The organism is Enterobacter sp. BNK-34 (assembly GCF_048684445.1).
Classification (GTDB): Bacteria; Pseudomonadota; Gammaproteobacteria; order Enterobacterales; family Enterobacteriaceae; genus Enterobacter; species Enterobacter pseudoroggenkampii.
On record NZ_JBLQUA010000001.1, the window covers coordinates 4275119 to 4300047 of the forward strand.

The window sequence follows — 24929 nt, forward strand, 5'->3', positions numbered from 1 at the left end:
GTTTATTATTTTTTTCCATCCCGTATGGCTGTTTTGAGCTCTCAGGCAGATGGTGAATTATCGTTACGCATTGAGTGAGGGTATGCCATGTCAACGATCATTATGGATTTATGCAGCTACACCCGGCTAGGGTTAACCGGGTACCTGGCAAGCAGAGGGGTAAGAAAGAGAGACATCAACGATGCACACACCGTTGACGAACTCGCAGCCGCTTGTGACGAACTAAAACCAGGCGTGGTGTTTATTAATGAGGACTGTTTCATTCACGATCCAGCCAACAGTCAGCACATTAAGCAAATCATTAATCAGCATCCTAAAACCCTGTTTATTGTTTTTATGGCGATCGCGAATATCCATTTCGATGAGTATTTGTTGGTCCGTAAAAATTTATTGATCAGTTCTAAATCGATTAAACCCGAGTCGCTGGATGACATTCTGGGTGATTATTTGAATAAAGAAGTTAAGAATGTAGGAGCGGTTAACTTACCCACCCTATCATTAAGCAGGACTGAATCAAGTATGCTGCGAATGTGGATGGCGGGACAAGGAACTATTCAGATCTCGGACCAGATGAATATTAAAGCGAAAACCGTTTCGTCACACAAAGGAAATATTAAACGGAAAATTAAAACGCATAATAAGCAAGTGATCTACCACGTGGTACGCCTGACCGATAATGTGACGAACGGGATTTTCGTCAACATGCGTTAGTCGCTTAAGACCCTGTGCACCCTACCTTTGATCTCTGGCCTGGCCAGAGATTTTTGCTTCTATGAGGTTGTCGGGCACGCGCTGTGCTACCCGACGCCGTGCTAGTCAGCTTTCTCAACAAAAATGCCGTCCGGATGCCCCAGTTCGTTAAAAAACCAGATGCCGAGCGGGTAGTCTTCCAGTGATACCAGATACATTGTACCTTCGCTAAACTCTTCAATTGCCAGCACCACGCCCGGGCGGCGTGGCCCACCGTCCGTTTTAACCGTTACCCGATCGTTGACCTTCATACATTCCTCCTCTGGTTTTGAGCCAGTGTAGAACAAAACGCAAAAACACACATCGCCGCCCGGCGTGAATGGCGTTTTTATCTACAGTCTATACTTAGCGATGGACCCGGCTGAATGAGGAACCCCGCAATGAAGACCGATAAAGAGTACAGCGACACCATCAAGCGCGAAGTCGAGGTGGATGTCGATGCCCTGCTGGCCGCCATCAATGAGATCAGTGAGTCAGAAGTCCGCAGGACGGACGACAATTCGGACCGCGTCATTGTTAACGGAAGGGATTATCACACCTATCGTGAACTGGCCGAGGCCTTCGAGCTTGATATTCACGACTTTAGCGTGTCTGAAGCCAATCGGTAAGGCGAAAAAAATCCCGGTCATGGGGATGACCGGGATCAAAACTTGCTTATGCAAGAAGCACTTGAAAATTCGTTACACCAGGAAATCTGATGTACACGCCACACTATCCCCAACGAATTTGTCTGACAAGCATATATTCTTATGATGAATATAATATTTTTAACATAATGCTTTTTGTTATGAGCAATAACATACGCCGAATGCGGGTTTGCCAGGGACTGTTCCCATTTCTCCTGTTAACACTTCGGTTATTTTTTAGGAATTTTCTTAGAGTTAAACGCAGCTATCACGGGAGTCACTATGCCTTCACTGCGGGATACCTTGCTGATTTTTTCTGACCTGGATGGCTCGTTGCTGGATATTCATACCTATGAGTGGCAGCCCGCAATGCCCTGGCTGGACAGGCTGCTGGATAATCAGATACCGGTTATTCTCTGCAGCAGCAAGACCGCGGCAGAGATGCTGGATATCCAGCAGGATCTCGGGCTGGAAGGCTTGCCGTTTATTGCCGAGAACGGCGCGGTAATTCAGCCTGACGTGCGTTGGGAGAAGGTTCAGCGCCAGATCAGGGGGATGACGCACCGGGATATTCGCCCGCGGGTCGAACACATTCGCCTGCAGACGGGCTTTAAGTTCACCACCTTTGACGACGTGGACGATCGCGTTATTAGCGAGTGGACCGGACTGACGCGCTACCGTTCGGCGCTTGCCCGCAAGCATGAAGCATCCGTCACGCTCATCTGGCGCGATACCGACGAGAAACTGGTTCAGTTTGAAGAGCAGCTGGCGCACAGCGGTCTGAAATGCCTGCAGGGAGCGCGCTTCTGGCATATTCTGGACGGCCGCTGCGGTAAGGACGTGGCGGTTAACTGGCTGATTGCGCAGTACCGCGAGCAGGAAGAGATCGAACCCACCACGCTGGGGCTCGGCGACGGCCCTAATGATGCACCGTTGCTCGACAGCGTTGACTTCGCGGTGGTCATCAAGGGTATTAACCGCCAGGGCATCACGCTACGGGACGATAACCCCGGGCGGGTTTATCACACCCGGCAGCCCGGCCCCGCGGGCTGGCAGGAGGGACTGGATCACTTCCTGTCCTAATCCCGCCAGACGACCCGATTACGGCCGCACTGTTTGGCCTGATACAGCCGGGCATCCGCCACGGACTGCAGCTGTTCAAACTCGTAGTTACCCGCTTCATCCGCGCTGCTGACCCCCAGCGATGCGCTGATGCGCAGAGTCGTGCTCTTCTTCACCAGGATCTCCTTGCTGTCGATCCGGCAGCGAATGCGCTCGGCGACGCCTCTCGCCTCTTCCAGACCGATCCCCGGCAGGACAACGCAAAACTCTTCCCCGCCTACACGCCCTGCCACATCATTTTTGCGTAGCGCGCTGGCAATCAGTCCTGCTGTATGCGATAGCACCTTATCACCGGCCTGATGGCCGAAACGGTCGTTGATGTTCTTAAAATGGTCGAGATCGATCTGAATCACCGAGAACGGCAGCGACTGCTGGCGACAGGTTTCCGCCAGCAATTTTGCGCGATCGAACAGCGCGCCGCGGTTATTGAGCCGTGTCAGCGGATCGTGCCAGGCCTGCCACTGGAGCGAGTGCTGAAGCGTGTACATGTTACTCACCATCCGACGGATCACCAGCCACGAGATCAACAGCATGGCGGTAAAGAGCGCCCACAGCAGCGCCAGAACAATACTGATGCTGCCGAAGTCGTCCTGCACTCCTTCGTGCAGGGTGTGGATCCGCAGGACAACGCCATCGAAGTGATCGAGCCGCTCCCAGCTAACGAAACGGCTTCCGAGGCGGATCCCGCCGCCGGTAGCGTGCTCAATAGCCTGAGCAATCTGCGCCGTTTCGCGTTCGTCAAAATGGTTAACCGCGTTTTCCGCGTGGGCTGAGGTGGCAATCATATTGAGCCGGGTATCGTACAGCTGATACTCCCCCTCCGTTCGATCTTCCGTCGCATCGGCCAGCAGACGCTGCATCGTGCTCAACGTAAAATCCATCGCCACGACGCCATACCAGTAATGATCGAAATAGATGGGAACGCTGGCGGTGATCGTACGTTCATCATTGGTCCAGGATGAAGGGGTAGAGATAAACCAGCGCACCGCGCGAGCGCGATTGTTCCGTTCCGACTGCTGGGTAAACCAGGACTGCGTGACCAGATGATAATAGCGGGAGGTAATATCACCCGCCTGGTCCGGCGTATCCGTGGAAACGAAAAATCCGGCGCGGGACACGTAGATCACGCGCGCTTCCGTTTGCGCTCTCGATGACGCCAGCCTGAGCAGATACCCCACTTCGAGCGCGGCAGAAATTTCGTGGCTGATGCGCTCGGCGTCACGATTCAGAAGCGTGGTTTTTTCGACGAACGCGTCCGAAACGCCATTAATGGGAAGGGTGCGTTTTTTATCAACGGCAAGCTGCCAGGTGGGGAGCGTGCGGACGGTGTTAAAGCGTGACACCGCGTTCTGTAATGCATCAAATGCCAGCGGCGTCTGGATTGCATCACGCATGCCCTGACGGAACAACAGCATCCTGTCCACGCTGTTCTGTAACTGCCTGTCCAGCGAACTGGCCACCGTATCCAGATGGTTGCGCTGGCTGGAGATATACGCCTCTTCGAGGACCACCACCTCACGCCAGGTCAGAAGCGTGGAAAACACCAAAACGACCAGAAAACAGAGATTAACAATCAACCCCGGATTGCTACGCTTATGCAGCCATTGCAAAAATGATTGTCTTACAACAAAGGTATCGCGCTGCACACACACTCCATGATGACGGCCTTACACCCGGTACGTGAGATAAAAACGCCCGGCAAAGCCGGGCGTTATGTGATTAAGCCTTGTCCCGCTGGTGCTGCCCGTCCCCCGGCTGAAGCTCATCTTCACGAAATGCTTCCCGCTTGATGCTATAGCCATCGTGCCACCGACATTCCACCATTCCGCTGGAATACCCGGTGACAATCATACGTGGGCCGCCCTTCTTAGGCTTAACTTCATCACTGACCAAAAAGACCATACCTGCCTCCTGTATCAGGGTGAAACTGTTTCAATTTAGACGAGGAATGGTCTTTTTGCATCCCACAACGGGTAACAATTAGTGCGACGTGCCGCGTATTTTTTCAACCAGCTTGACCGCCGCGACCACGATAGCGCCAATGATAAAGCCCAGCACCAGATTCAGCAGCGTGGGCAGAATCGCCGCGACAACGGCACCCTGCGTCGAGGAAAAATGTTCGATAGCATGGTGCAGCGGCGCAATGCCGTGAACCACGATCCCGCCGCCCACGAGGAACATCGCCAGCGTGCCCACTACCGACAAACTCTTCATCAGCCACGGAGCCAGCACCAGCAGGCTTTTGCCGATGCCTCTTGCTACCGCGCTCGACTTTTCTTCCAGCCAGTAGCCGATATCATCCAGCTTCACGATCAGTCCCACCAGGCCGTACACGCCTACGGTGACCAGAATGGCGATGCCGGAGAGGATAAGAACCTGATTCAGGAGCGGTGCGTCGGACACGATGCCCAGCGTAATGGCGACAATCTCCGCGGACAGGATAAAGTCGGTCCGAATGGCGCCTTTGACCTTATCGCGTTCGAAGGTTTTCGGATCCTGCGCGGCCAGCGCTTCAAGACGCTGCTGGCGTACCTCCGGCGTATCGCTCTGCTTGCGTGCGCTAAAGGAGTGCAGAACCTTCTCAACGCCCTCGAAGCAGAGAAATGCCCCGCCAATCATCAGTAACGGCGTGATGGCCCAGGGAATGAATGCGCTGATCAGCAGCGCCAACGGCACCAGAATCACCTTATTCAGGAAGGAACCTTTTGCTACGCCCCACACCACCGGCAGTTCACGGTTTGCCCTCACCCCACTCACCTGCTGGGCGTTAAGCGATAAATCATCTCCCAGCACGCCTGCGGTTTTCTTCGCCGCCAGTTTTCCCATCACTGAAATGTCATCCAGTAAGGTGGCAATATCATCCAGCAATGTTAATAAGCTACTTCCTGCCAAAATCTTAATCCTTCATTTTTTGGTAATTAAGTGAATAGTATGGAGCAAAAGCGCCAACCCGGAAACAGGCACCTGACGTCAACAAAAAATTCACATCCGCTACACAATTAAAGGGCTCGCCAGCGAGATAGTTTTCGCGTTTACTATCAGCGAACTTTTTATTTCGTCGTGAGGGATTATGCGTTTCCGGCAATTGCTACCGCTTATCGGGGCACTCTTTTCGCTGTACATCATCTGGGGGTCAACCTACTTTGTCATTCGCATCGGCGTGGAGAGCTGGCCGCCGCTGATGATGGCGGGCATTCGCTTCCTCTCGGCGGGCATCCTGCTGCTGGCCTTCCTGCTCCTGCGCGGGCATAAGCTTCCCCCGCTACGCCCGATGCTGAATGCCGCCCTGATCGGCCTGCTGCTGCTGGCGGTGGGTAACGGGTTTGTGACGATTGCCGAGCACCAGAACGTCCCGTCCGGGATCGCCGCCGTGGTCGTTGCCACCGTACCGCTGTTTACCCTCTGCTTTAGCCGCCTTTTCGGCATCCGCACCCGCAAGCTGGAATGGCTGGGGATTGGGATTGGCCTGGCCGGCATTGTTCTGCTCAACAGCGGCGGCAACCTGAGCGGGAATCCGTGGGGCGCGGTGATTATCCTGATTGGCTCGATGAGCTGGGCGTTTGGTTCCGTCTACGGTTCGCGTATCGAACTGCCGACCGGCATGATGGCCGGTGCGATTGAGATGCTCGCCGCGGGAATTGTCCTGCTGCTGGCCTCGGCGCTGACGGGAGAAAAGCTGACCGCACTGCCGGACCTGTCGGGCTTTCTCGCGGTAGGGTATCTGGCGCTGTTTGGCTCTATCATCGCCATTAACGCCTACATGTTCCTGATCCGCAACGTCTCCCCGGCTGTCGCCACCAGCTACGCCTACGTCAACCCGGTCGTGGCCGTACTGCTCGGAACAGGACTGGGAGGAGAAACGCTCTCACCTGTGGAATGGATTGCTCTTGGGATCATCGTGTTTGCCGTCGTGCTGGTCACGCTGGGCAAATACTTGCTGCCGGCAAAACCGGTGGTCACCCCTTGCGAGGTTGAGAAACCGTAAGCAGGTGAATGCCCTGCGTGTCGATCTGCGCGGTCTGGCCGCCGCCGCAGATCCACTCTTCCAGCCGTTCGCTCAGATCGGCATCGTTCAGCTTTAATCTGCCTCTCAGCGCACACTCCCAGACGATCAGTACCCGCCAGCCCTGCGCCAGCAGCGTGATCAGATCCCGCCTGTCGCGCTCGACGTTCTTGCCAATCTTATCCAGCCAGAAATCGGTGCGCGTCGCCGGGACTTTAAACAGATAGCAGTCGTGGTGGTGCCAGAAACAGCCGTGGGTAAAGATGATGCACTGCCAGGCGTCGATGACGAAATCCGGGCGACCCGCAAGCGCGGGATCCTGCACGCGGAAGTCAAAGCCCGCCTGCGTCAGCAGCCCGGCCAGTCGCTTTTCGATGGCGGTATCACGCGTGCCGATGGCACGCATGTTTTTGCTGCGCGTCGCCTTATCGTGAACATCCGTCATTGACGGCCTCACCCTGACGGAGCGCCACCGCCTGTCTGATGCGCGAGGCCAGCAGTTTGGCCACAGCGGCGAACGCGGGAACCACCACCGAATTACCAAACTGGCGGTACGCCTGGGTATCCGAGACCGGAATGCGGAAGCGATAACCCTGCGGGGTCTCAAATCCCATCAGCCGGGCGCATTCCCGGGGCGTTAAGCGTCGCGGACGGTGACGCTGATTATGCGGATCGTCGAAATCTTTTTCACCCAGCGCCTTGTCCCACCCTCTGTCGATCAGGATTTCCGCGCCGTCTTTGTAGTAGCGAGCAGACAGCGTGCGGGTCACGCTGTGCGGATCGTTCGGGTTTACCATCCCAAAACCGAAGCCGTTACCCTTTGCCTGATGTTTCTTGGCATAGCGGTAGAGGTATTTCCACAGCACCGGGGTGAGGATAAATTTCGCGTCAACGGCGGGTTCCAGCAGGTCGGCCACGGTAGGACGCCGCTCGGGATACAAAGACGGGATATCCCGCAGGGTGAAATCCCCCTTGAGATTGAGATCGCGGCGGAAACCCACCAGCACGATACGTTCGCGGTGCTGGGGCAGGAAATGTTTCCCATCAATGATTTTGGGATCGTCCGCGCCCATGTCCTGTGAATCGGCCACGTCATAACCCAGCTCATCCAGCGTTTGCATGATAATGCGGAAGGTTTTCCCGCCGTCGTGGCTTTTTAAGTTTTTGACGTTTTCCAGTACAAAAATGGCCGGACGACGGGCGTCAATAATGCGCGCCACGTCAAAAAAGAGCGTTCCCTGGGTATCACAGGCGAAACCGTGGGCGCGTCCAAGAGCATTTTTTTTAGAGACACCGGCCAGCGAGAAAGGCTGACACGGGAAGCCGGCCAGCAGCACATCATGCGCCGGGATCGTCTGACGAATGTGTTCGGCGGCCTGTTCATCGCTCACGCCGCTTTTATGGCTCAGGGTGACATCGCGGATATCCGCGTTGAAATGATGCTCGTGCGGATCGCAGTACCAGTTGGCCTTGTAGGTACGCACGGCGTGTTTGTTCCACTCGCTGGTAAACACGCACTGGCCGCCGATGGCTTCAAAACCGTGCCGAATGCCGCCGATACCGGCAAACAGATCGATAAAGCGGAAGGCATAGTTCGGGTGCGCGGCAGAAGGACGCGGAAGCAGGTTTTGCAGATAACGAAATTCGCCTTCGCTCAGGCGACGCCCTGCGCGGTCGCTGGTCAGCAGACGTTTAAGGATCGCCGGGCTCCAGTGGCTCTCGCCGTGCGCCACCAGCAGACTGGCCAGCGTTTTAGCATCATAGATATCCAACAGCTGGCGCAGTAAGGCCTGCACCGTTGCCGTTGATTTCTCAGCCTGCGCGGGCGCGGGCTCTGTCACTGATCGATTTTCCTGCATTCTTTTAACCGGAGAATAAAGACTGGGAACAGATTACCACAGTTCAGTTGCGCAAACTGCGACGGAAGCGGTTCAACACCTGGCTATCCAGCCCGATGCAGTCGCCGTGTAATTCGGCGCTGAGTTTCGCCATAAACTGGATCAGGAAATCGGCATTGTGACGTGCCAGTTCGCGGCCCATTTCCGTTTGCATTGTATCAGGCAATCTCAACAGCTTGGTCTGAAAATGGTCGAGGGCAAACGCACGGTCGTCGAGGGGACGCGCATCGGCAAAGGGATCGTCGGCGTCAAAAAGCGGCACGCCCAGCGCGCCCGAGATGGCAAAGACGCGCGCCAGGCCAATAGCGCCTAACGCTTCCAGCCGGTCAGCGTCCTGCACAATTTTGGCTTCTATACTTTGCGGCGCAATGCCGGCGCTGAAGCTGTGTGCCTCAATCGCGTGCGCAACGGCGGCAGCGTGCTCTGGCGGAAAGTCCGGGAAGTCGCGGCGCAGAATGTCACCCGTCTTGCGTGCTGCCAGCTCTGATGACCGGCTGCGTTCGGGATGGTTCTTCGGCAGGCTGACAATATCGTGAAAATAGCATGCGGTCAGGATCACCAGCGGCTCCACCGTGTGGTGAACCATGATTTTTTGCGCCGTCATCCAGACCCGTCGAAAATGCGAAATGTCATGTGCGGTATCGTCGGTGCTGTGGTTTTCCTCGAGCCAGCGCTCAAATCTGTGCTGCCACCGGGCAAGTTCCATCGTCATGTCCTGTTTGTTTAATGAGAATGAAATATAAAATAGCTGAATTAAAACAATTTAAAAATAGAATTCCGAAATACTTAACAATAATTACACCATATAAATTCAATGAATTAATTCACTTGAATAATAAAGAGATTAATAGAAATATTTAGCAATATTTCATCGAATTTAATTACATTTATTTTTGAAACTAAATAACATCTTCTGGAATAGTATCGACCCTGTAATTACGGAGAGTGATTACATATATTCATATAAATTATCTTTTAAGGGAATATATAATGAAAAGAAAAGTTCTGGCAATTCTGGTACCCGCGTTATTAATGGCAGGCGCAGCAAATGCGGCTGAGATGTACAACAAAAACGGCAACAAAGTTGACCTGTACGGCAAAGTCGATGCGCGTCACACCTTCTCTGACAACCCTGGCGACGACGGTGACGAAACCTATGTGCAGATTGGTTTCAAAGGCGAAACCCAGATCGCTAACGACCTGATCGGTTACGGCCAGTGGGAATACAAAACCTACGCTAACGATACCGAAGGCGCGGGTGACAAATCCTTTAACCGTCTGGCATACGCTGGCCTGAAATATGGCGAATACGGTTCATTTGATTATGGCCGTAATTACGGCGTCGTGTACGACGTTGAAGCCTGGACCGATATGCTGCCTGTATTTGGCGGTGACTCTTACACATGGACCGATAACTTTATGAACGGTCGTGCGAACGGTCTGGCAACTTACCGTAACCAGGATTTCTTCGGCCTGGTTGAGGGGCTGAATTTCGCGCTGCAGTATCAGGGCGCGAACGAAGGCCAGGATGCAACAGAAGATCAGGAAGGCACGAAAAACGGTCATAAAGACGTACGCTTCCAGAACGGCGACGGCTTCGGCATGTCTACCTCTTATGACTTCTCTGGCGATCTCTCCGGCCTGAGCCTGGGTGCTGCGTACTCGTCTTCTGACCGTACTAACGCACAAGAAGCTGCGGGGGTGAATAATGCGCGCTTTGCCAGCGGTAAAACAGCAGAAGCATGGACCATTGGTGCGAAATATGATGCCAATAACGTCTACCTGGCGATGATGTATGCTGAAACCCGCAACATGACGCCATACGGTGATTATGGTATTGCAGATCAGACTCAGAACTTCGAAGCGGTAGCACAGTACCAGTTCGACTTCGGCCTGCGTCCATCCCTGGCATGGGTTTACTCCAGGGGCAAGGACATGACTTATCCAGGCAACGCCAGCAACCCTCAGGGTCAACATGGCGACATGGACCTGGTTAACTATATCGACCTGGGTATGACCTACAGCTTTAACAAGAATTTCTCTACCTATGTTGACTACAAAATCAACATGCTGGACAACGATGATAGCTTCTACGAAGCCAATGGTATTTCCACCGATGACATCGTTGGCGTAGGCATGACCTACCAGTTCTAATCTCCAAAAATATCAAAGGCCGCAATTGCGGCCTTTTTTATATCTTCACTTTATATTACGGCGCTTCCTGCAGCGCCACGCGGATAAACCCGTTATTCTGCGCCAGCAGTTCATGGGCTTTCCACGCATCCAGCCCAGTCAGCACCATCAATACCGCCGTTTTACAGTGATGGTTACAGCTCTCCAGCGCGGCTTTTGCCTCCGTCCTGCTGCATCCCCCCGCTTCCATCACAATCGCGATTTGTCGTTCAGCCCATTTGGTTGTGCCTGCCTCAAGATCCACCCGCAAGTTGCTGTAAACCCGTCCGGTTCGGACGGCCAGCCCGGTGGCGATCATCGAGAGGATCATTTTCTGCGCAATCCCCGCTTTGGTGTTGAGATAGCCTGCGACGACGTCGGCCCCCAGCTCCGGAGCGATAACCATGCTCGCCAGCTGTGCAGCTTCACTTTGCGCATCACCGGTAATAATGGCGACCGGTGAACCCAGCGACCACGCATGGCGCATTGCCCCCCAGACCCACGGCGTTTTTCCGCTGACGGTCACGGCCAGCATCATATCGTGTTCACCAAACTTGATGGCCTGCAAATCGGCAACGCCGCGCTCGTAGCTCCCTTCACCTTCTTGTGCCGTAACGGCCACCACCGGGGTTTTGCCCGGCGCATAATCATCGGCAACCTGTTGCGCAATGCGCCCTGACGGCCCAGCGCCAACGATGACCAGTCGACCGCCGTGGCTGAGCGTCGCAGCGGCGTTGTCCACCACGCGGGCGAGAGTAGGTAAACAGGGGGTAATCGCAGCAGAAATGAGTGCATCATCCTGGTGAATGACTTTGAGCATGTCCAGCGTGGACAATCTATCAATATTCATCGTGCTGGCGTGCCGTCTTTCCTTGACCGAACCGGTAAGCATAATGCTCATAAACAGCCTCCTTATTATGAGTACCCACACACTATAAAGTGTTTTATATAGATGACCTGCGAGGAGGGTCACGAAAAGAGGACCAAATCCACGCCTTTACACGGCTTTAAGAAAAGCGCGTCATCGGCGATAATTACCCCTTTCTTAATCATCGCGGAGTGTTGATGAGCGATTTGCAGCCTTTCCTTTCGACGCGCAAGCGCCCCATGAAACTGAACACGCTGGTCACGTTGATGGTGTGCGCGATTATTGCCTCTGTGCTGCTGGTGGTTTTTGCGCTCTACTCCGTACAAATCACCCGGGCGACCCGCGATGATGTTAAAGACACTGCGCTCGGCATTGCCCGCACCCTCGCCGACAGCCCCGAGATACAGCGCGGCCTGATGCAGGCACCGCAGGAGAATATTATTCAGCCCATCGCCCAGGCGGTGACAAAACGAAACGATCTGCTGTTCACCGTGGTCACCGATATGCGCGGGATCCGCTATTCACACCCGAACGAGGCGCTGCTGGGGCTGCATTTTATCGGCGATGATTTAACCCCCGCGCTGGAAGGCAAAGAGAACGTATCGGTTAACCGGGGCGCGCTCGCCGAAGCGCTACGCGTTTTTACGCCCGTCTACGACGGCCAGCACGAGCAGATCGGCGTGGTGGTGGTCGGTATCTCCCTGAATAAGGTTGAAGAGCAGATTGCCCGCGGGCGGCTAAACGCCGTCTGGACCATTTTATTCAGTATTTTTATGAGCTCCATGGCAATTTGGGGCCTGGTGCGGGTACTGAAACGCATCCTGTTCGGACTCGAACCTTACGAAATTTCCGCCCTGTTCGAACAGCGTCAGGCAATGCTGCAGTCGCTTCGCGAGGGGGTGCTGGCCGTCGATATTCACGGACGGGTGACGATGATCAACCAGACCGCCAGAGAAATATTGCTTCTCCCCTCCGGCAAGCAGACCGAAAACGCCAGCGCGCCCCTGCTGGCCAGCCTGCGTGAAGTCTCGAAGACGGGCGTCCCACGTCAGGATCAGGAGATCAGCTGTAACGGGCGTCTGTTGCTGTGCAATATGGTGCCTGTTAAAAGTCAGGATCGGGTGATCGGCGCCATCACTACCTTCCGTGATAAAACGGAAATCAGCCAGCTGATGCAGCGTATTGATGGCATGGTCAATTACGTCGACGCCCTGCGCAGCCATACGCACGAGTTTATGAATAAACTGCATGTGATCCTGGGCCTGCTGCACATGAAGCGCTACGACAAGCTGGAAGAGTACATCATTCAGACGGCACAAAATTACCAGACGGATATCGGTACGATACAGAGCAAGGTAAAATCCCCGGTTATCGCCGGATTCCTGCTGGGTAAAATCAACCGGGCGAAAGAAGCGGGCGTCACCCTGACGCTGGCAGATGAATGCCAGATACCGGATACCGCGAGTGAAGAACAGGTCGCGGTGCTGATCACCGCGCTGGGTAACCTCATTGAAAACGCGCTTGACGCGATGGAAGGACAGCAGGAAGGTGAGATCGGCCTGCTGCTGCATTATCAGAATGGCTGGCTAAGCTGTGAAGTCAGCGACGATGGCCCCGGCATTGATCCCGCTCAGCTGGAGTCTATTTTTACCAAGGGCTTCTCAACAAAAGGTGAAAACCGCGGCGTTGGGCTGTTCCTTGCTCGCCAGCAAATCCAGAACCTCGGCGGCGATATCACCGTCGAGTCTGAGCCAGGCGTATTTACCCAATTTTTTGTTCACATCCCCTGGGATAGCGAGAGGAATATCGCGTGATAAATGTATTAATTGTCGATGATGACGCCATGGTAGCCGACCTCAACCGTCTGTATGTCAACCGTGTTGAAGGTTTTAGCTGCTGCGGCGTCGCCTCCACGCTAAACCAGGCCGAGGCCATCATTAATAACCCCGGACAGCCTGTCGATCTGGTGCTGCTGGATGTCTATATGCAGCAGGATAACGGTCTGGATCTGCTGCCCGTTATTCGCGCATCCGGTCGCCCAATCGATGTGATTATGATCTCGTCCGCTGCCGACGCCGCCACGATCCAGACCTCCATTCATTACGGCGTGGTGGATTATCTGATCAAGCCGTTCCAGTTCCCCCGCTTTGAAGAGGCGCTGAACGGCTGGAAGGCAAAGCACAATCTGATGGGTTCGCACCAGTATTATGAGCAGGCCGACGTCGACCGGCTGATCCACGGCGGGGCGCCGGAACTGGCCGACAGTAAAAAGCTGCCGAAGGGGTTAACGCCGCAAACGCTGCGCACGATTTGCCAGTGGATTGACGCTCACCCGGAGACGGAGTTTTCTACCGATGACCTGGCAAACGCCGTCAATATTTCCCGCGTGTCCTGCCGTAAATACCTGATTTGGCTCGCGCAAATCAATATTCTGTTCACAAGCATTCATTACGGCGCCACCGGCCGTCCGGTGTATCGCTACCGTCTCCAGCCGGAGCAGACCGGCCTGCTCAAGCAATACTGTCAGTAACGCGGTAGTCGTTATCCAGCAGGGTAAAGCGGAAGTGGTGCATCGAGGAGATCACCACTTCTTTTGTTTTGGTCACAAAGATTGCTTCAATATCGGGTCGCGCGCGCAGGGCAGCACAGCCCTTCTCCACACCCATGCCGTACATCAGCGTGGTCCAGATATCGCCGTCGATGGAGTCTTTCGAAATAATCGTCACGCTGTCCAGTTCGTTGTCCAGCGGATAGCCGGTGCGCGGATCGAGAATGTGGTGATAGCGCTTGCCGTTTTGTTCGAAGTAGCGCTCATACGTTCCCGACGTCACGACGGACAGGTTCTCTACGGTCATCGTGCCGATCAGCGCGTCACCGGCGAACGGTTTTTTCAGCCCCACGCCCCAGCCCCCCTCCGGCGAGCCTAACGTCTGGATGTTTCCGCCAAGGTTGATCAGCCCCAGCTCAGCCCCCTCTTTACGAAGGTAATCACGCACCCTGTCGGCGATATAGCCTTTGGCGATGGCCCCCAGATCGATCTCCATCCCCGCCCGGGTCAGAAACACGCTGCTGCTGGCCACATCAAGGAGAACATCCTCTGGGCGGGTCATCGCCAGCAGCGACGCGATTTCATCGGCAGGCGGAACGCTGTCCCCCTGAAAACCAATCTTCCAGCGCTTCACCAGCGGACCGATCGCCAGATTAAAGGCGCTGTCCTTGAGCAGGCTTGCCGCTTTTGCACAGCGGATCAGATCAAACACCGGTCGGCTGACGGTGACCGGATGCTGGCCGGCCGCGTGATTGATGTCCATCACCTGCGAGTGCGCGCGGTTGACGGTGAGCAGGTCTTCATACTGTTTGATCAGGCGAAACACGCGGGACGCGAGGGCTTCGTCATGGGAGAAGAGCTTCAGGAGGATGGGTGAGCCCATCAGGACGGCGGAGTAGCTGTAAACACGATGGCTATCAGGCATGGTATGAGTCCTCAGATGTAGCCCCGGCAAGCACCGCGCCGCCGGGGAAAATGCCGGATAGCGCTGCGCGCATCCGGCCTACATAGCAGGTGCCTTACCTCTTTTTCGAACGCAGAGCCGCCTGATGTCCTGCAAGGGTACCAAAAATAATGATATCTGCCACCGCGTTACCGCCGATACGGTTACCGCCGTGGATCCCGCCGACCACTTCACCGGCCGCAAACGCCCCTGGCAGCACGTTGTGGTTGCTGTCCAGCACGCAGGTTTCGGTGTTGATGGTCACGCCACCCATGGTGTGGTGCACGCCCGGCGCAATCTGAATGGCGTAGAACGGCCCTTCGTTGATCGGTGCACGCAGCGCGGTGGTACGACCAAAATCGTCATCGTGCTGTTTCTCAACGAAACCGTTGTAACGTTCCAGGGTCGCGAGGAAAGCGTGGTAATCCATGCCGAGCGCTTCTGCCAGGGCTTTAGGCGAGCTGGCGCTGGTCACGAAGCCTTTGGCAATGTACTCATCCGCGGCTTTGTTTTTGGCGCGTACGTGCTCGTCAAAGACGATGTAAGCGTATTTCTCCGGCAGCGCGATGATTGACGCCGAGACTTTATCGCGGGTCGACATTTCGTTGTAGAAGCGCTCCCCTTTCTGATTGACCAGAATCGCCCCGCCGCCGCGGATGGATTCGGAAATCAGGTACGAGGTTTTCTGCTCGACGGTTGGGTGAATTTGGATTTCGCCCATATCCACAGTGCCCGCCCCGATGCGTTCCAGCAGCGCGATGCCGCCGCCGGTAGCCCCTTTGTGGTTGGTGGTGACGAACCCTTCCAGATCCGGACGGTATTTCACAACCATCTGGCTGTTGGCGCTGAAGCCGCCGGTTGCCACAATCACGCTTTTCGCTGCCACGGTGACGGTTTCGTTCTCTTCAGTGGTCAGACGTACGCCGGTCACTTCGCCGTTCTCGAAGAGAATGTCGCTGACGGAAGTATCCAGCATCACCTCGATGTTGCGTTTGTTGACGTTACGCACCAGGCCGCTGATCAGATAGCCCCCCACCGCAGAACCGTCTTTTGGACGGTGAGTACGGTCGATGCTCATCCCGCCAGTGGTAGTGATGTCGTTCAGCATAATGCCGCGCGTTGCCAGCCACTCAATCGCCTGTGGCGCGTTCTCGACAAAGCGGCGCAGCAGTTCCGGGTTGTTCTTGTTGCCGCCGCCTTTCAGGCTTTCCTGGTAGAACAGCTCTTTGCTGTCCTGAATGCCCTTCACGCGCTGGAAGCGGGTTTCGGCGGCATTCATACCGGCAGAGGCTTTAATGGTGTTCCCGCCGATGGTTGGCATTTTCTCGACAATCAGCACGCTCGCGCCTTCGTCGTGCGCCTGAATCGCCGCCGCCAGACCGGCGCCGCCGCTGCCGACAACCACCACATCCACGCTGCGGGTTTCATTCGGGTCAACACCCTCTTCCGCTGCCAGCGCTTTGCTGGACTTCAGCATCGCTTTAGAGACCGCTTTCTTCACCGCTTCACTCTGGCTGGTTGCACCGGTGATGGCATCCACGTGCGGGGTATTAGCGTCCAGAATGCGGGTACGGATCTCTTCAAAGCTGGTCACAAACTCAACGTCTTCGCTCGGGCCGGAGGCCAGCTCGATGTCCGCAATACGGTCGGTTTCCAGGCTGACGTTAATCACCAGTTCGTTAGCGTCATCCTGCACTTTCTCAGCAAAGGTACCCGGTTTGAATTTGGATTCGCCCATGCTCATGTCGCGGATCATCGCTTCTACCAGCGAGAAGCGCCACAGCGGTTCAGGAATGCTCAGCGCCTCGCGTTTGGTGCTGTCCATAAACAGCTCAAGGCTTTCGCCAGCCGCGATGCGGTCTGTCCAGTCAGGATAAGCGATGGTGGCGCGGCCCACGGCAATCAGGTCGTAACCGTGATCAAGCGCTTTATTCACGTCTGAAGCATTCACCACGCCGCCCACGCCCATGACCGGAACCTGCGCCAGCGTTTCAGAACGCATCGCGCAGTATTTTTCGATAAGCGGCGTCGGGTCCTGGGTGTCGACAATGGAAGGACGCAGGGTCGCGCCGACGGAGAAGTGCAGGTAGTCCACGCCGCGTGCCGCCAGCTTTTCCAGCAGGTACATGGTGTCGTCAAAGCGGATGCCCGGGATTTCCATCTCTTCAGGGGAGAAGCGGTAGCCAATAATAAACGCGTCGTCCGCGTACTGGCGCACCATCTTATGGGTGATATCCAGCACCGCCAGCGGGAACTTCGCGCGGTTATCGCGGCTGCCGCCCCACTCGTCATCGCGCTGGTTTGAATTCGGTGAGTAAAACTGCTGAATCAGATAGGTATTCGCCCCGTGGATTTCCACGCCGTCGAAACCGGCCTGGATGGCGCGGCGCACGGCCTCACCAAACTTGCCGATCATGCCTTCCACTTCTTCAGCGGTCAGAGCTACTGGCGTTGCGGCACCTTCACGCGGCGCAGCTACGGCGCTCGGGCCAACCGGGGTACGGCCACCAATCAGTTTCGGGTCAACCATGCGGCCGCCGTGGTAGATCTGCAGCAGCGCCTTAGAGCCTTTGGACTTAATGGCCTCTGCGATTTTCGCCAGCCCGGCAATTTTCTCGTCATTATCAATACCGATTGCGCCCGGGAAGGCAAGGCCGAGATCGTCGACGAAGCAGCACTCCACAATGATGGTGCCGATACTGCCGGAACGGGCACGATAGTACTCCACCAGTTCACTGGTAACGGTGCCGTCGTAATAGCCGGTACAGGTGGTCATAGGGGCCATTAACAAACGGTTTTTCAGTTCAGTACCATTCGGTAATGTGAAGGGGCTAAGAATGCGTTCGTTAGTGCTCATAATAGAAACTCCAAACTTTAAAAATTAAGAATTCGTTATCGGATTGGTTTTTTAGTTCGTCGTTATTTGCCGATGTCATGATATTAATATAATGATTTTTTTAGTTTCTAAAGTTATTACGTTAGTTAAAAAACTATTTAATCCCTGCAATAACACAAATAACACATTGGTGTTAGCGGATGTAATTCAGTCATTCACAATAATTTAAAATTCGTTAAATAATCAATGGTAAAACCATTTCACCGAAACACATTAAAATCATTTAAAATCAATACAATAGAAAATAACAAAAGGTAAAAATGTTACAAGAATGATAAAATTTACTCATAAAATACGCAATACCCACATACGCCTGAGTGGTTATTAATAAAAGCATAAAAATAACGCTGCAATTCTGTTTTTTTGATCCCGATCAATAGTTATGGCATCCAAAAGCGCAATATAAAAACATCATCATTTTTTAATTTAGCGCCTCAATAAAAGCGTTAAATTGCTATTACTGAAAATACAAAACAGCATCTTTAATAACTAAAAAAAGCAAAGAAACTTAAGAAAGTGATTTTGTTTTTTCAGTACGACCGAATCTTTGACAACTTAAGACGTGAAACTATGAATACAAAAACTGCTGTAACGCCCCCTGTGGCGAACCAGGCATCAAATGGAAACGCAAAACGATTGCTGATGATGGCGTTACCCATCGTCGTCGCCGTACTGCTGCTGTTTGTTCCGGTACCGGAAGGACTGCCTCCTTACGCATGGCACTACTTCGCCATCTTCGTCGGCGTGATCGTCGGTTTGATCTTCGAACCCCTGCCGGGTGCGGTGATCGGTCTGACCGGCGTGGTCGCCATTGCCCTGTGCAGCCAGTGGGTGCTGTTCAGCCCTGAGCAGCTGGCTGACCCGAAATTCAAGCTGGCAGGCGCCTCCTTTAAGTGGGCGGTGAGCGGGTTTGGTAACTCTACCGTCTGGCTGATTTTCGGTGCCTTTATGTTCGCCGCAGGCTATGACAAAACCCGCTTCGGCCGCCGTCTGGCGCTGATTCTGGTGAAATACCTTGGCCGTCGCAGCCTGACGCTCGGTTACGCGATTACGTTTGCTGACCTGCTGCTGGCACCGTTCACCCCATCCAACACCGCGCGCAGCGGCGGGACCATCTACCCGATTATCGCTAACCTGCCGCCGCTGTACGGTTCAAAACCGAACGACCCAAGCGCGCGTAAGATTGGTTCTTACCTGATGTGGGTGGCGATCACCGCGGCCTGTATCACCAGTTCAATGTTCCTCTCCGCCCTCGCACCGAATCTGCTGGCTCTGGCGCTGGTGAAAAGTACGGTTGGTATCGACATTTCCTGGGGCACCTGGTTCCTCGCCTTCCTGCCGCTGGGTATCCTGCTGATTCTGGCCATGCCGCTGCTGGCCTACTGGTTCTACCCACCAGAAGTGAAGGTGAACAACGAAGTGCCGCTCTGGGCGACCCGTGAGCTGGAAAAACTGGGCAAACTGTCCCGCAATGAAATCCTGCTGCTGGTGTTCGTGTGCTGCGCGCTGCTGATGTGGATCTTCGCCGCTGCGTGGATTGAACCCGCTATGGCTGCCCTGCTCATCGTGGGCCTGATGCTGTGGACCGGCGTGCTGGAGTGGAACGATATCACCGGTAACAAAGCCGCATGGAACACCTTCGTCTGGTTCGCGACCCTGGTTGCGCTGGCGGATGGCCTCTCCTCTACCGGCTTTATCAGCTGGTTAGGCAAAGAAGGCGGTCTGTTGATGAGCGGTATCTCTCCGGGCGTGGCGACCATCGTCCTGCTGCTGGCGTTCTACCTGCTGCACTACCTGTTTGCCAGCACCACCGCGCACACCACGGCGCTGCTGCCAGCGATGCTGACCATCGCCTCCACCATTCCGGGCATGAATATGGAAGTGTTTGTTCTGCTGATGGTGACCTCGCTGGGCGTGATGGGGATCATCACCCCGTACGGTACTGGCCCAAGCCCGATTTACTATGGTAGCGGCTACCTGCCAACCAAAGACTACTGGCGCCTCGGCACCATCTTCGGTGCCATCTTCCTGGCGGCCCTGTTGCTGATTGGTTATCCGTGGATGTCCATGATGTTCTGATTCCTGACCGCCGGACTTCTCCTCCGGCGGTTTTATTTTTGTGGAGCAATACGCTATGTCAAACAAACCGTTTATCTACCAGAACCCCTTCCCTCTTTCGCATGACGACACCGAATACTACCTGCTGACCAAAGAGCACGTCTCCGTTGCCGAGTTCGAAGGCCAGGAGATCCTGAAAGTGGAGCCGGAAGCGCTGACTCTGCTGGCGCAGCAGGCCTTCCACGACGCCGCATTTATGCTGCGTCCTTCCCACCAGAAGCAGGTTGCCGCCATCCTCAACGACCCGGAAGCCAGCCAGAACGATAAGTACGTTGCCCTGCAGTTTCTGCGCAACTCTGAAATTGCCGCAAAAGGCGTGCTGCCAACCTGTCAGGATACCGGCACCGCTATCATCATGGGTAAAAAAGGCCAGCGCGTCTGGACCGGCGGCGGTGACGAAGCGGCCCTGAGCCAGGGCGTGTATAACACCTACATTGAAGATAACCTGCGCTACTCGCAGAATGCGGCGCTGGACATGTATAAAGAGGTGAATACCGGCACCAACCTGCCCGCGCAGATCGATCTCTACAGCGTGGACGGGGACGAATACAAATTCCTGTGCATGGCAAAAGGCGGCGGTTCTGCCAACAAAACCTATCTGTACCAGGAAACCAAAGCGCTGATCACCCCGGCAAAGCTGAAAAACTATCTGGTTGAGAAGATGCGCACTCTGGGAACTGCGGCCTGCCCGCCTTACCATATCGCGTTTGTGATTGGCGGTACGTCAGCGGAAAGTACGCTGAAAACCGTGAAGCTGGCCTCCACGCGCTACTACGACGCACTGCCAACCGAAGGCAACGAACACGGCCAGGCGTTCCGCGACGTTCAGCTCGAACAAGAGCTGCTCCAGGAAGCGCAGAACCTCGGCCTCGGCGCGCAGTTTGGCGGTAAATACTTCGCCCACGATATCCGCGTGATCCGCCTGCCGCGCCACGGCGCCTCCTGTCCGATCGGCATGGGCGTCTCCTGCTCCGCGGACCGCAACATCAAAGCGAAAATCAACCGCGATGGGATCTGGATTGAAAAACTGGAGCACAACCCGGGCCAGTACATTCCTGAATCACTGCGCCAGCAGGGTGAAGGCGACGTGGTGAGCATCAATCTGGACAAGCCGATGAATGAGATCCTGGCGCAGCTCTCCGCTCACCCGGTCTCTACCCGCCTGTCGCTGAACGGTACCATCATCGTGGCGCGCGACATCGCCCACGCGAAGCTGAAAGAGTTGCTGGATAACGGTGAGGAACTGCCGCAGTACGTCAAAGATCATCCGATCTACTACGCTGGCCCGGCCAAAACGCCGGAAGGCTACGCGTCTGGCTCACTCGGCCCGACCACGGCGGGACGTATGGACTCGTATGTGGACTTACTGCAGTCCCACGGCGCGAGCATGATCATGCTGGCGAAAGGCAACCGCAGCCAGCAGGTAACCGACGCCTGCCATAAGCACGGCGGCTTCTACCTGGGCAGCATCGGCGGCCCGGCGGCGGTACTGGCGCAAAACAGCATTAAGAGCCTGGAGTGCGTCGCGTATCCGGAGCTGGGCATGGAAGCCATCTGGAAGATCGAAGTCGAGAACTTCCCGGCGTTTATCCTGGTGGATGACAAAGGCAACGATTTCTTCCAGCAGATCCAGAACCAGCAGTGTAAAGGCTGTTCACAGCGCTGAGTAAGAGATGCCGGGCGGCGCAACGCTGCCCGGCGGTAACTGGTTACTCTGCGTCTGCGTTATGTCACAAAACCGAGATATCAGCCACTTAGCCACATTAGGTGAATAAAAAATCAATTAGTTGTTAAGTTATTGTTGCCATTAATTGTATTTGTCCGGCGAATAATATTCATGCAAAAAATGCATCAGCCGATGCGGCATTTGCGCTTATCTATTTCCTCATCCTGATCCAGTTTTCAGAAACAGACGCGTAAAACGTCAACAATAAACTGGAGATAACCATGTTTTCCTCAACCTCACCTGCAACCGTACGGTCGAAGGCGGGCGCGATACTTCGCGTCACGTCCGGCAACTTTCTTGAGCAATTCGATTTCTTTCTGTTCGGCTTCTATGCCACCTACATCGCCCACACGTTCTTCCCGGCGAGCAGTGAATTTGCGTCGCTGATGATGACCTTCGCCGTCTTCGGCGCGGGCTTTTTAATGCGTCCAATCGGTGCAATCGTGCTTGGCGCGTATATCGACAAGGTGGGGCGCAGAAAGGGGTTGATCGTCACGCTGTCCATCATGGCGGCGGGGACATTCCTGATTGTGCTTATTCCGTCTTATCAAAGCATCGGCCTGTGGGCGCCGCTGCTGGTGCTGACGGGGCGTCTGCTGCAGGGCTTTTCCGCCGGTGCCGAGCTTGGAGGCGTCTCAGTCTATCTGGCCGAAATCGCCACGCCGGGCCGCAAAGGGTTTTACACCAGCTGGCAGTCCGGTAGCCAGCAGGTCGCCATTATGGTCGCCGCGGCGATGGGCTTTGCCCTGAATGCCCTGATGGAGGAGAGCGCTATTCGCGAATGGGGCTGGCGCATCCCGTTCCTGTTCGGCTGTTTAATCGTGCCGTTTATCTTTTTCCTGCGCCGCAAGCTGGAGGAGACGGAAGAGTTCAGCGCGCGCCGCCATCATCTGGAGATGCGTCAGGTCTTTAAAACGCTGCTTGGCAACTGGCAGGTGGTGGTCGCGGGCATGCTGATGGTGGCGATGACCACCACCGCGTTCTATCTGATCACCGTCTACGCACCCACCTTTGGCAAAAAGGTGCTGATGCTGAGCGCCTCGGACAGCCTGCTGGTCACGCTGCTGGTGGCGATCTCTAACTTCATCTGGCTGCCGGTGGGCGGTGCCCTGTCGGACCGTTTCGGGCGCAAGCCGGTGCTGATTGCCATGACCCTGCTGGCGCTGGCGACCAGCTACCCGGCCCTGACGCTGCTGGCGAGCGCACCCAGCTTCTCGATGATGCTGAGCGTGCTGCTGTGGCTCTCCTTCTTCTACGGCCTCTATAACGGCGCAATGATCCCGGCTCTGACGGAAATTATGCCGGCTGAAGTGCGCGTGGCGGGCTTCTCGCTGGCTTACAGCCTGGCAACGGCGGTCTTTGGCGGCTTTACCCCGGTCATGTCCACCGCGCTGATTGAATACACCGGTGACAAAGCCTCGCCGGGCTACTGGATGAGCTTCGCTGCGGTATGTGCCCTGCTGGCAACGCTCTACCTCTACCGCCGCCGCGCGGTATCGCTGCAAAACACCGTCAAGTCAGAGGGGGCAGTATGAAACGCACTTATCGCTATACCGCCAGCGCGCTGGCGCTGACGTTCCTGAGCGTCAATGCCTTTGCCCAGGACGTGAAGGTGATGATCTCAGGCGGTTTTAAAGCCGCCCTTGAAAAGCTGGCCCCGGAATATGAACACCGGACCGGGGATAAAATTGTGATCATCCCCGGCCCCTCAATGGGCAATACGCCGCAGGCGATCCCAAACCGACTGGCGCGCGGCGAGAAGGCCGACGTGGTGATTATGGTGGGCGATGCGCTGGAGAAGCTCGAAAAAGCCGGCCAGACCCAGCCGGGTTCGCGAACGGAACTCGCGGATTCTCCCGTTGGCATGGTGGTAAAAAAAGGAGCGAAAGTACCGGATATCAGCAGCGACGCGAAACTGCGTGAAACGCTGCTGCAGGCCAGCTCCATCGCCTACTCTGACAGCGCCAGCGGCAGGTACGTCAGCCAGGCATTATTCAAAAAGTTGGGAATAGAAAAAGAGGTGGCGGGTAAAGCGACAAAGGTCGAGCGTATTCCGGTTGCCTCAGAAGTGGCCAAAGGAAAATACACCATCGGTTTCCAGCAGGTCAGCGAGCTGCTGCCGGTTCAGGGCGTCACCTTTGTCGGGAAAATCCCTGACAATGTGCAATACATCACGCGCTTCGCGGGTGCGGTCACCCGCCATGCAGAACATCCTGCGGAGGGGAAAGCGCTGTTGACCTATCTCGCCTCACCGCCCTCAAGGGCCGTCATCACGGAGACGGGGATGATCCCCGTTACGTCCGGCGATACTGCTCGGTGATCTGCTTTTCCAGTTCAGCCGCAATGTAAGACTGGATGCGCCCCCGGCGCCGGATAAGCCCCACGGTGCGTTTCACTTCCGGCGCCACCAGCGGCAGATGCGTCAGCAGCGTGGGCTCTGAAGTCGGCATCGACATGGCGGGGACGGCAGCGATGCCGATCCCCGCCTCTACCATACCGAGCATCGTGGTGACGTGGCGTGTTTCACAGACGCTGGGGCGCTCGGGAACAATATCCCCCAGCATCCGATCGAGCAGGTTACGGTTGCCTGACGTTTTATCGAGGGAGATATAATCCTGCTGGTAAAACGCCTTCCAGCTCAGGTGACTCTTCTGCGCCAGCGGATGATCCTTTCTGCACGCCGCGACGTAGACATCCTCCACCAGCGGGAAAAATTCGATTTCAGACGGCAGGTTTCCTGCAAAGCAGATACCAAAATCCGCCTGGCTGCGGGCCACGGCGTCAATCACATTGCCCGCGCTGCTGTCGATGAGCTTAATGCGAACGCGCGGATAGCGAGACTGAAAACGCCGGATCACGTCAGGCATAAAGTAACAGGCCGCGGAAGGGACCGTGGCAACCGTGATCAGCCCCGTCCGCTCTTCGCTGGCCTTATCGACATCCGCCAGCATTGACTCAACGCTGTCGAGCAGCTGCGCGGAGCGCTCGGCAAAGTTTTGTCCGTAGAGCGTCAGCGCCACGCGGCGGGTGGTGCGATCGAACAGCCTGTTTCCCAGCGCGGCTTCCAGCTTTTCAATCCTGCGGCTCAGCGCCGACTGGGATAAACAGATAGATTCAGCGGCGACACGGAAGTTACCGTATTCCACTAACGCTCTGAAAGCATAAAGATCGTTAAGGTCAAAATTCACGGGCATAGCGTCTGGATGTCCTGTCAGGGAATACGCAACAAAGTCAAAAATAATAGCGTCTTATTGACCTG

The 24929-nt window shown here is 55.4% G+C and carries 22 protein-coding genes; 11 read left to right on the forward strand and 11 right to left on the reverse strand.

Annotated elements, in window-relative coordinates; translation table 11 throughout:
- Positions 1-87 precede the first annotated feature (87 nt).
- The gene (gene rcsA, locus ACMGG5_RS21160) at positions 88-711 is read left to right on the forward strand and encodes a transcriptional regulator RcsA (RefSeq protein ID WP_008500313.1); all 624 of its coding nucleotides are present in this window, start codon (positions 88-90) and stop codon (positions 709-711) included.
- Between the two features lie 101 nt (positions 712-812).
- On the opposite strand, the gene dsrB is transcribed toward rcsA, so the two are convergent.
- On the reverse strand, positions 813-1001 hold the full coding sequence (gene dsrB / locus ACMGG5_RS21165; protein WP_008500312.1) for a protein DsrB: 189 nt from the start codon (positions 999-1001) through the stop codon (positions 813-815).
- Between the two features lie 129 nt (positions 1002-1130).
- On the opposite strand from dsrB, the gene yodD reads away from it, so the two are divergent.
- Both yodD and ACMGG5_RS21175 read left to right on the forward strand, forming a co-directional pair.
- Positions 1131-1358 (forward strand): YodD family peroxide/acid resistance protein, encoded by a 228-nt coding sequence (gene yodD / locus ACMGG5_RS21170; RefSeq protein WP_013097742.1) that lies wholly within the window; start codon positions 1131-1133, stop codon positions 1356-1358.
- 300 nt (positions 1359-1658) lie between these two features.
- Complete coding sequence (locus ACMGG5_RS21175; RefSeq protein ID WP_061714845.1) at positions 1659-2459, forward strand: mannosyl-3-phosphoglycerate phosphatase-related protein; 801 nt, start codon at positions 1659-1661, stop codon at positions 2457-2459.
- Here ACMGG5_RS21175 and dgcQ read toward each other — a convergent pair.
- The 3 genes from dgcQ to ACMGG5_RS21190 form a co-directional block, all read right to left on the reverse strand.
- The gene (dgcQ, locus tag ACMGG5_RS21180) at positions 2456-4144 is read right to left on the reverse strand and encodes a cellulose biosynthesis regulator diguanylate cyclase DgcQ (RefSeq protein ID WP_048990619.1); all 1689 of its coding nucleotides are present in this window, start codon (positions 4142-4144) and stop codon (positions 2456-2458) included. The two genes, ACMGG5_RS21175 and dgcQ, sit on opposite strands and share 4 nt — an antisense overlap.
- Positions 4145-4217: 73 nt before the next feature.
- Complete coding sequence (locus ACMGG5_RS21185) at positions 4218-4400, reverse strand: YodC family protein (RefSeq protein WP_023618677.1); 183 nt, start codon at positions 4398-4400, stop codon at positions 4218-4220.
- A 78-nt stretch (positions 4401-4478) separates the two neighbouring features.
- Positions 4479-5390, reverse strand: coding sequence for a DUF808 domain-containing protein (locus tag ACMGG5_RS21190; RefSeq protein WP_032646386.1), 912 nt, complete (start codon positions 5388-5390; stop codon positions 4479-4481).
- A 178-nt stretch (positions 5391-5568) separates the two neighbouring features.
- Between ACMGG5_RS21190 and yedA the strand changes: the two genes are divergently transcribed.
- Positions 5569-6483 (forward strand): drug/metabolite exporter YedA, encoded by a 915-nt coding sequence (yedA, locus tag ACMGG5_RS21195; protein WP_262750885.1) that lies wholly within the window; start codon positions 5569-5571, stop codon positions 6481-6483.
- Here yedA and ACMGG5_RS21200 read toward each other — a convergent pair.
- From ACMGG5_RS21200 to ACMGG5_RS21210, 3 genes are all read right to left on the reverse strand, one after another.
- On the reverse strand, positions 6455-6946 hold the full coding sequence (locus tag ACMGG5_RS21200; protein ID WP_407821476.1) for a very short patch repair endonuclease: 492 nt from the start codon (positions 6944-6946) through the stop codon (positions 6455-6457). The two genes, yedA and ACMGG5_RS21200, sit on opposite strands and share 29 nt — an antisense overlap.
- Positions 6927-8342, reverse strand: coding sequence for a DNA cytosine methyltransferase (locus ACMGG5_RS21205; protein ID WP_148769021.1), 1416 nt, complete (start codon positions 8340-8342; stop codon positions 6927-6929). Before ACMGG5_RS21205 ends, ACMGG5_RS21200 begins: the two co-directional genes overlap by 20 nt.
- 61 nt (positions 8343-8403) lie before the next feature.
- Entirely contained in the window at positions 8404-9105 is a 702-nt protein-coding gene (locus ACMGG5_RS21210) for a phosphohydrolase (RefSeq protein WP_048990627.1), read from the reverse strand.
- Positions 9106-9389: 284 nt separating this feature from the next.
- Here ACMGG5_RS21210 and ompC point away from each other — a divergent pair, with 284 nt between their 5' ends.
- Entirely contained in the window at positions 9390-10553 is a 1164-nt protein-coding gene (gene ompC, locus ACMGG5_RS21215; RefSeq protein ID WP_024909742.1) for a porin OmpC, read from the forward strand.
- Positions 10554-10608: 55 nt separating this feature from the next.
- Here the strand turns inward: ompC and ACMGG5_RS21220 are convergent, their stop codons facing one another.
- A complete protein-coding gene (locus ACMGG5_RS21220) occupies positions 10609-11472 on the reverse strand; it encodes an N-acetylmuramic acid 6-phosphate etherase (protein ID WP_208763038.1) in 864 nt (287 codons plus the stop codon).
- Positions 11473-11636: 164 nt separating this feature from the next.
- On the opposite strand from ACMGG5_RS21220, the gene ACMGG5_RS21225 reads away from it, so the two are divergent.
- Positions 11637-13253, forward strand: a complete 1617-nt coding sequence (locus tag ACMGG5_RS21225; RefSeq protein WP_090419701.1) for a sensor histidine kinase — start codon at positions 11637-11639, stop codon at positions 13251-13253.
- Positions 13250-13969 carry a two-component system response regulator DcuR gene (gene dcuR, locus ACMGG5_RS21230; protein ID WP_023336197.1) on the forward strand — a complete coding sequence of 240 codons (720 nt, stop codon included), beginning with the start codon at positions 13250-13252 and terminating at the stop codon, positions 13967-13969. The genes ACMGG5_RS21225 and dcuR overlap by 4 nt, the downstream gene beginning before the upstream one ends.
- Here dcuR and ACMGG5_RS21235 read toward each other — a convergent pair.
- Positions 13950-14912: an FAD:protein FMN transferase gene (locus ACMGG5_RS21235; protein ID WP_407821623.1), complete on the reverse strand. Its 963-nt coding sequence runs from the start codon at positions 14910-14912 to the stop codon at positions 13950-13952. The two genes, dcuR and ACMGG5_RS21235, sit on opposite strands and share 20 nt — an antisense overlap.
- Before the next feature lie 94 nt (positions 14913-15006).
- Positions 15007-17787: a flavocytochrome c gene (locus tag ACMGG5_RS21240; RefSeq protein WP_248165098.1), complete on the reverse strand. Its 2781-nt coding sequence runs from the start codon at positions 17785-17787 to the stop codon at positions 15007-15009.
- 609 nt (positions 17788-18396) lie between these two features.
- On the opposite strand from ACMGG5_RS21240, the gene ACMGG5_RS21245 reads away from it, so the two are divergent.
- The 4 genes from ACMGG5_RS21245 to ACMGG5_RS21260 all read left to right on the forward strand — a co-directional run bounded on the left by ACMGG5_RS21245 (position 18397) and on the right by ACMGG5_RS21260 (position 23990).
- A complete protein-coding gene (locus tag ACMGG5_RS21245; RefSeq protein ID WP_073961501.1) occupies positions 18397-19905 on the forward strand; it encodes an anion permease in 1509 nt (502 codons plus the stop codon).
- 55 nt (positions 19906-19960) lie between these two features.
- Positions 19961-21610, forward strand: coding sequence for a class I fumarate hydratase FumA (fumA, locus tag ACMGG5_RS21250; RefSeq protein WP_048990634.1), 1650 nt, complete (start codon positions 19961-19963; stop codon positions 21608-21610).
- 281 nt (positions 21611-21891) lie between these two features.
- Positions 21892-23205, forward strand: coding sequence for an MFS transporter (locus ACMGG5_RS21255; RefSeq protein ID WP_290093340.1), 1314 nt, complete (start codon positions 21892-21894; stop codon positions 23203-23205).
- Positions 23202-23990: a substrate-binding domain-containing protein gene (locus ACMGG5_RS21260; protein WP_420278471.1), complete on the forward strand. Its 789-nt coding sequence runs from the start codon at positions 23202-23204 to the stop codon at positions 23988-23990. Before ACMGG5_RS21255 ends, ACMGG5_RS21260 begins: the two co-directional genes overlap by 4 nt.
- On the opposite strand, the gene ACMGG5_RS21265 is transcribed toward ACMGG5_RS21260, so the two are convergent.
- Complete coding sequence (locus ACMGG5_RS21265; protein WP_420278472.1) at positions 23965-24864, reverse strand: LysR family transcriptional regulator; 900 nt, start codon at positions 24862-24864, stop codon at positions 23965-23967. The genes ACMGG5_RS21260 and ACMGG5_RS21265 overlap by 26 nt on opposite strands.
- Between the last annotated feature and the right edge of the window lie 65 nt (positions 24865-24929).

Bases quoted from the DNA above. Each gene is read 5' to 3' on its own strand.
- ACMGG5_RS21235 (WP_407821623.1), bottom strand. From the start codon at position 14,912: ATGCCTGATAGCCATCGTGTTTACAGCTACTCCGCCGTCCTGATGGGC.
- ACMGG5_RS21225 (WP_090419701.1), top strand. From the start codon at position 11,637: ATGAGCGATTTGCAGCCTTTCCTTTCGACGCGCAAGCGCCCCATGAAA.
- ACMGG5_RS21175 (WP_061714845.1), top strand. From the start codon at position 1,659: ATGCCTTCACTGCGGGATACCTTGCTGATTTTTTCTGACCTGGATGGC.
- ACMGG5_RS21240 (WP_248165098.1), bottom strand. From the start codon at position 17,787: ATGAGCACTAACGAACGCATTCTTAGCCCCTTCACATTACCGAATGGT.
- ACMGG5_RS21260 (WP_420278471.1), top strand. From the start codon at position 23,202: ATGAAACGCACTTATCGCTATACCGCCAGCGCGCTGGCGCTGACGTTC.
- ACMGG5_RS21185 (WP_023618677.1), bottom strand. From the start codon at position 4,400: ATGGTCTTTTTGGTCAGTGATGAAGTTAAGCCTAAGAAGGGCGGCCCA.
- ACMGG5_RS21220 (WP_208763038.1), bottom strand. From the start codon at position 11,472: ATGAGCATTATGCTTACCGGTTCGGTCAAGGAAAGACGGCACGCCAGC.
- ACMGG5_RS21255 (WP_290093340.1), top strand. From the start codon at position 21,892: ATGTTTTCCTCAACCTCACCTGCAACCGTACGGTCGAAGGCGGGCGCG.
- fumA (WP_048990634.1), top strand. From the start codon at position 19,961: ATGTCAAACAAACCGTTTATCTACCAGAACCCCTTCCCTCTTTCGCAT.
- ACMGG5_RS21200 (WP_407821476.1), bottom strand. From the start codon at position 6,946: ATGACGGATGTTCACGATAAGGCGACGCGCAGCAAAAACATGCGTGCC.
- ACMGG5_RS21265 (WP_420278472.1), bottom strand. From the start codon at position 24,864: ATGCCCGTGAATTTTGACCTTAACGATCTTTATGCTTTCAGAGCGTTA.
- yodD (WP_013097742.1), top strand. From the start codon at position 1,131: ATGAAGACCGATAAAGAGTACAGCGACACCATCAAGCGCGAAGTCGAG.
- ACMGG5_RS21210 (WP_048990627.1), bottom strand. From the start codon at position 9,105: ATGGAACTTGCCCGGTGGCAGCACAGATTTGAGCGCTGGCTCGAGGAA.
- yedA (WP_262750885.1), top strand. From the start codon at position 5,569: ATGCGTTTCCGGCAATTGCTACCGCTTATCGGGGCACTCTTTTCGCTG.
- rcsA (WP_008500313.1), top strand. From the start codon at position 88: ATGTCAACGATCATTATGGATTTATGCAGCTACACCCGGCTAGGGTTA.
- ACMGG5_RS21245 (WP_073961501.1), top strand. From the start codon at position 18,397: ATGAATACAAAAACTGCTGTAACGCCCCCTGTGGCGAACCAGGCATCA.
- dsrB (WP_008500312.1), bottom strand. From the start codon at position 1,001: ATGAAGGTCAACGATCGGGTAACGGTTAAAACGGACGGTGGGCCACGC.
- ompC (WP_024909742.1), top strand. From the start codon at position 9,390: ATGAAAAGAAAAGTTCTGGCAATTCTGGTACCCGCGTTATTAATGGCA.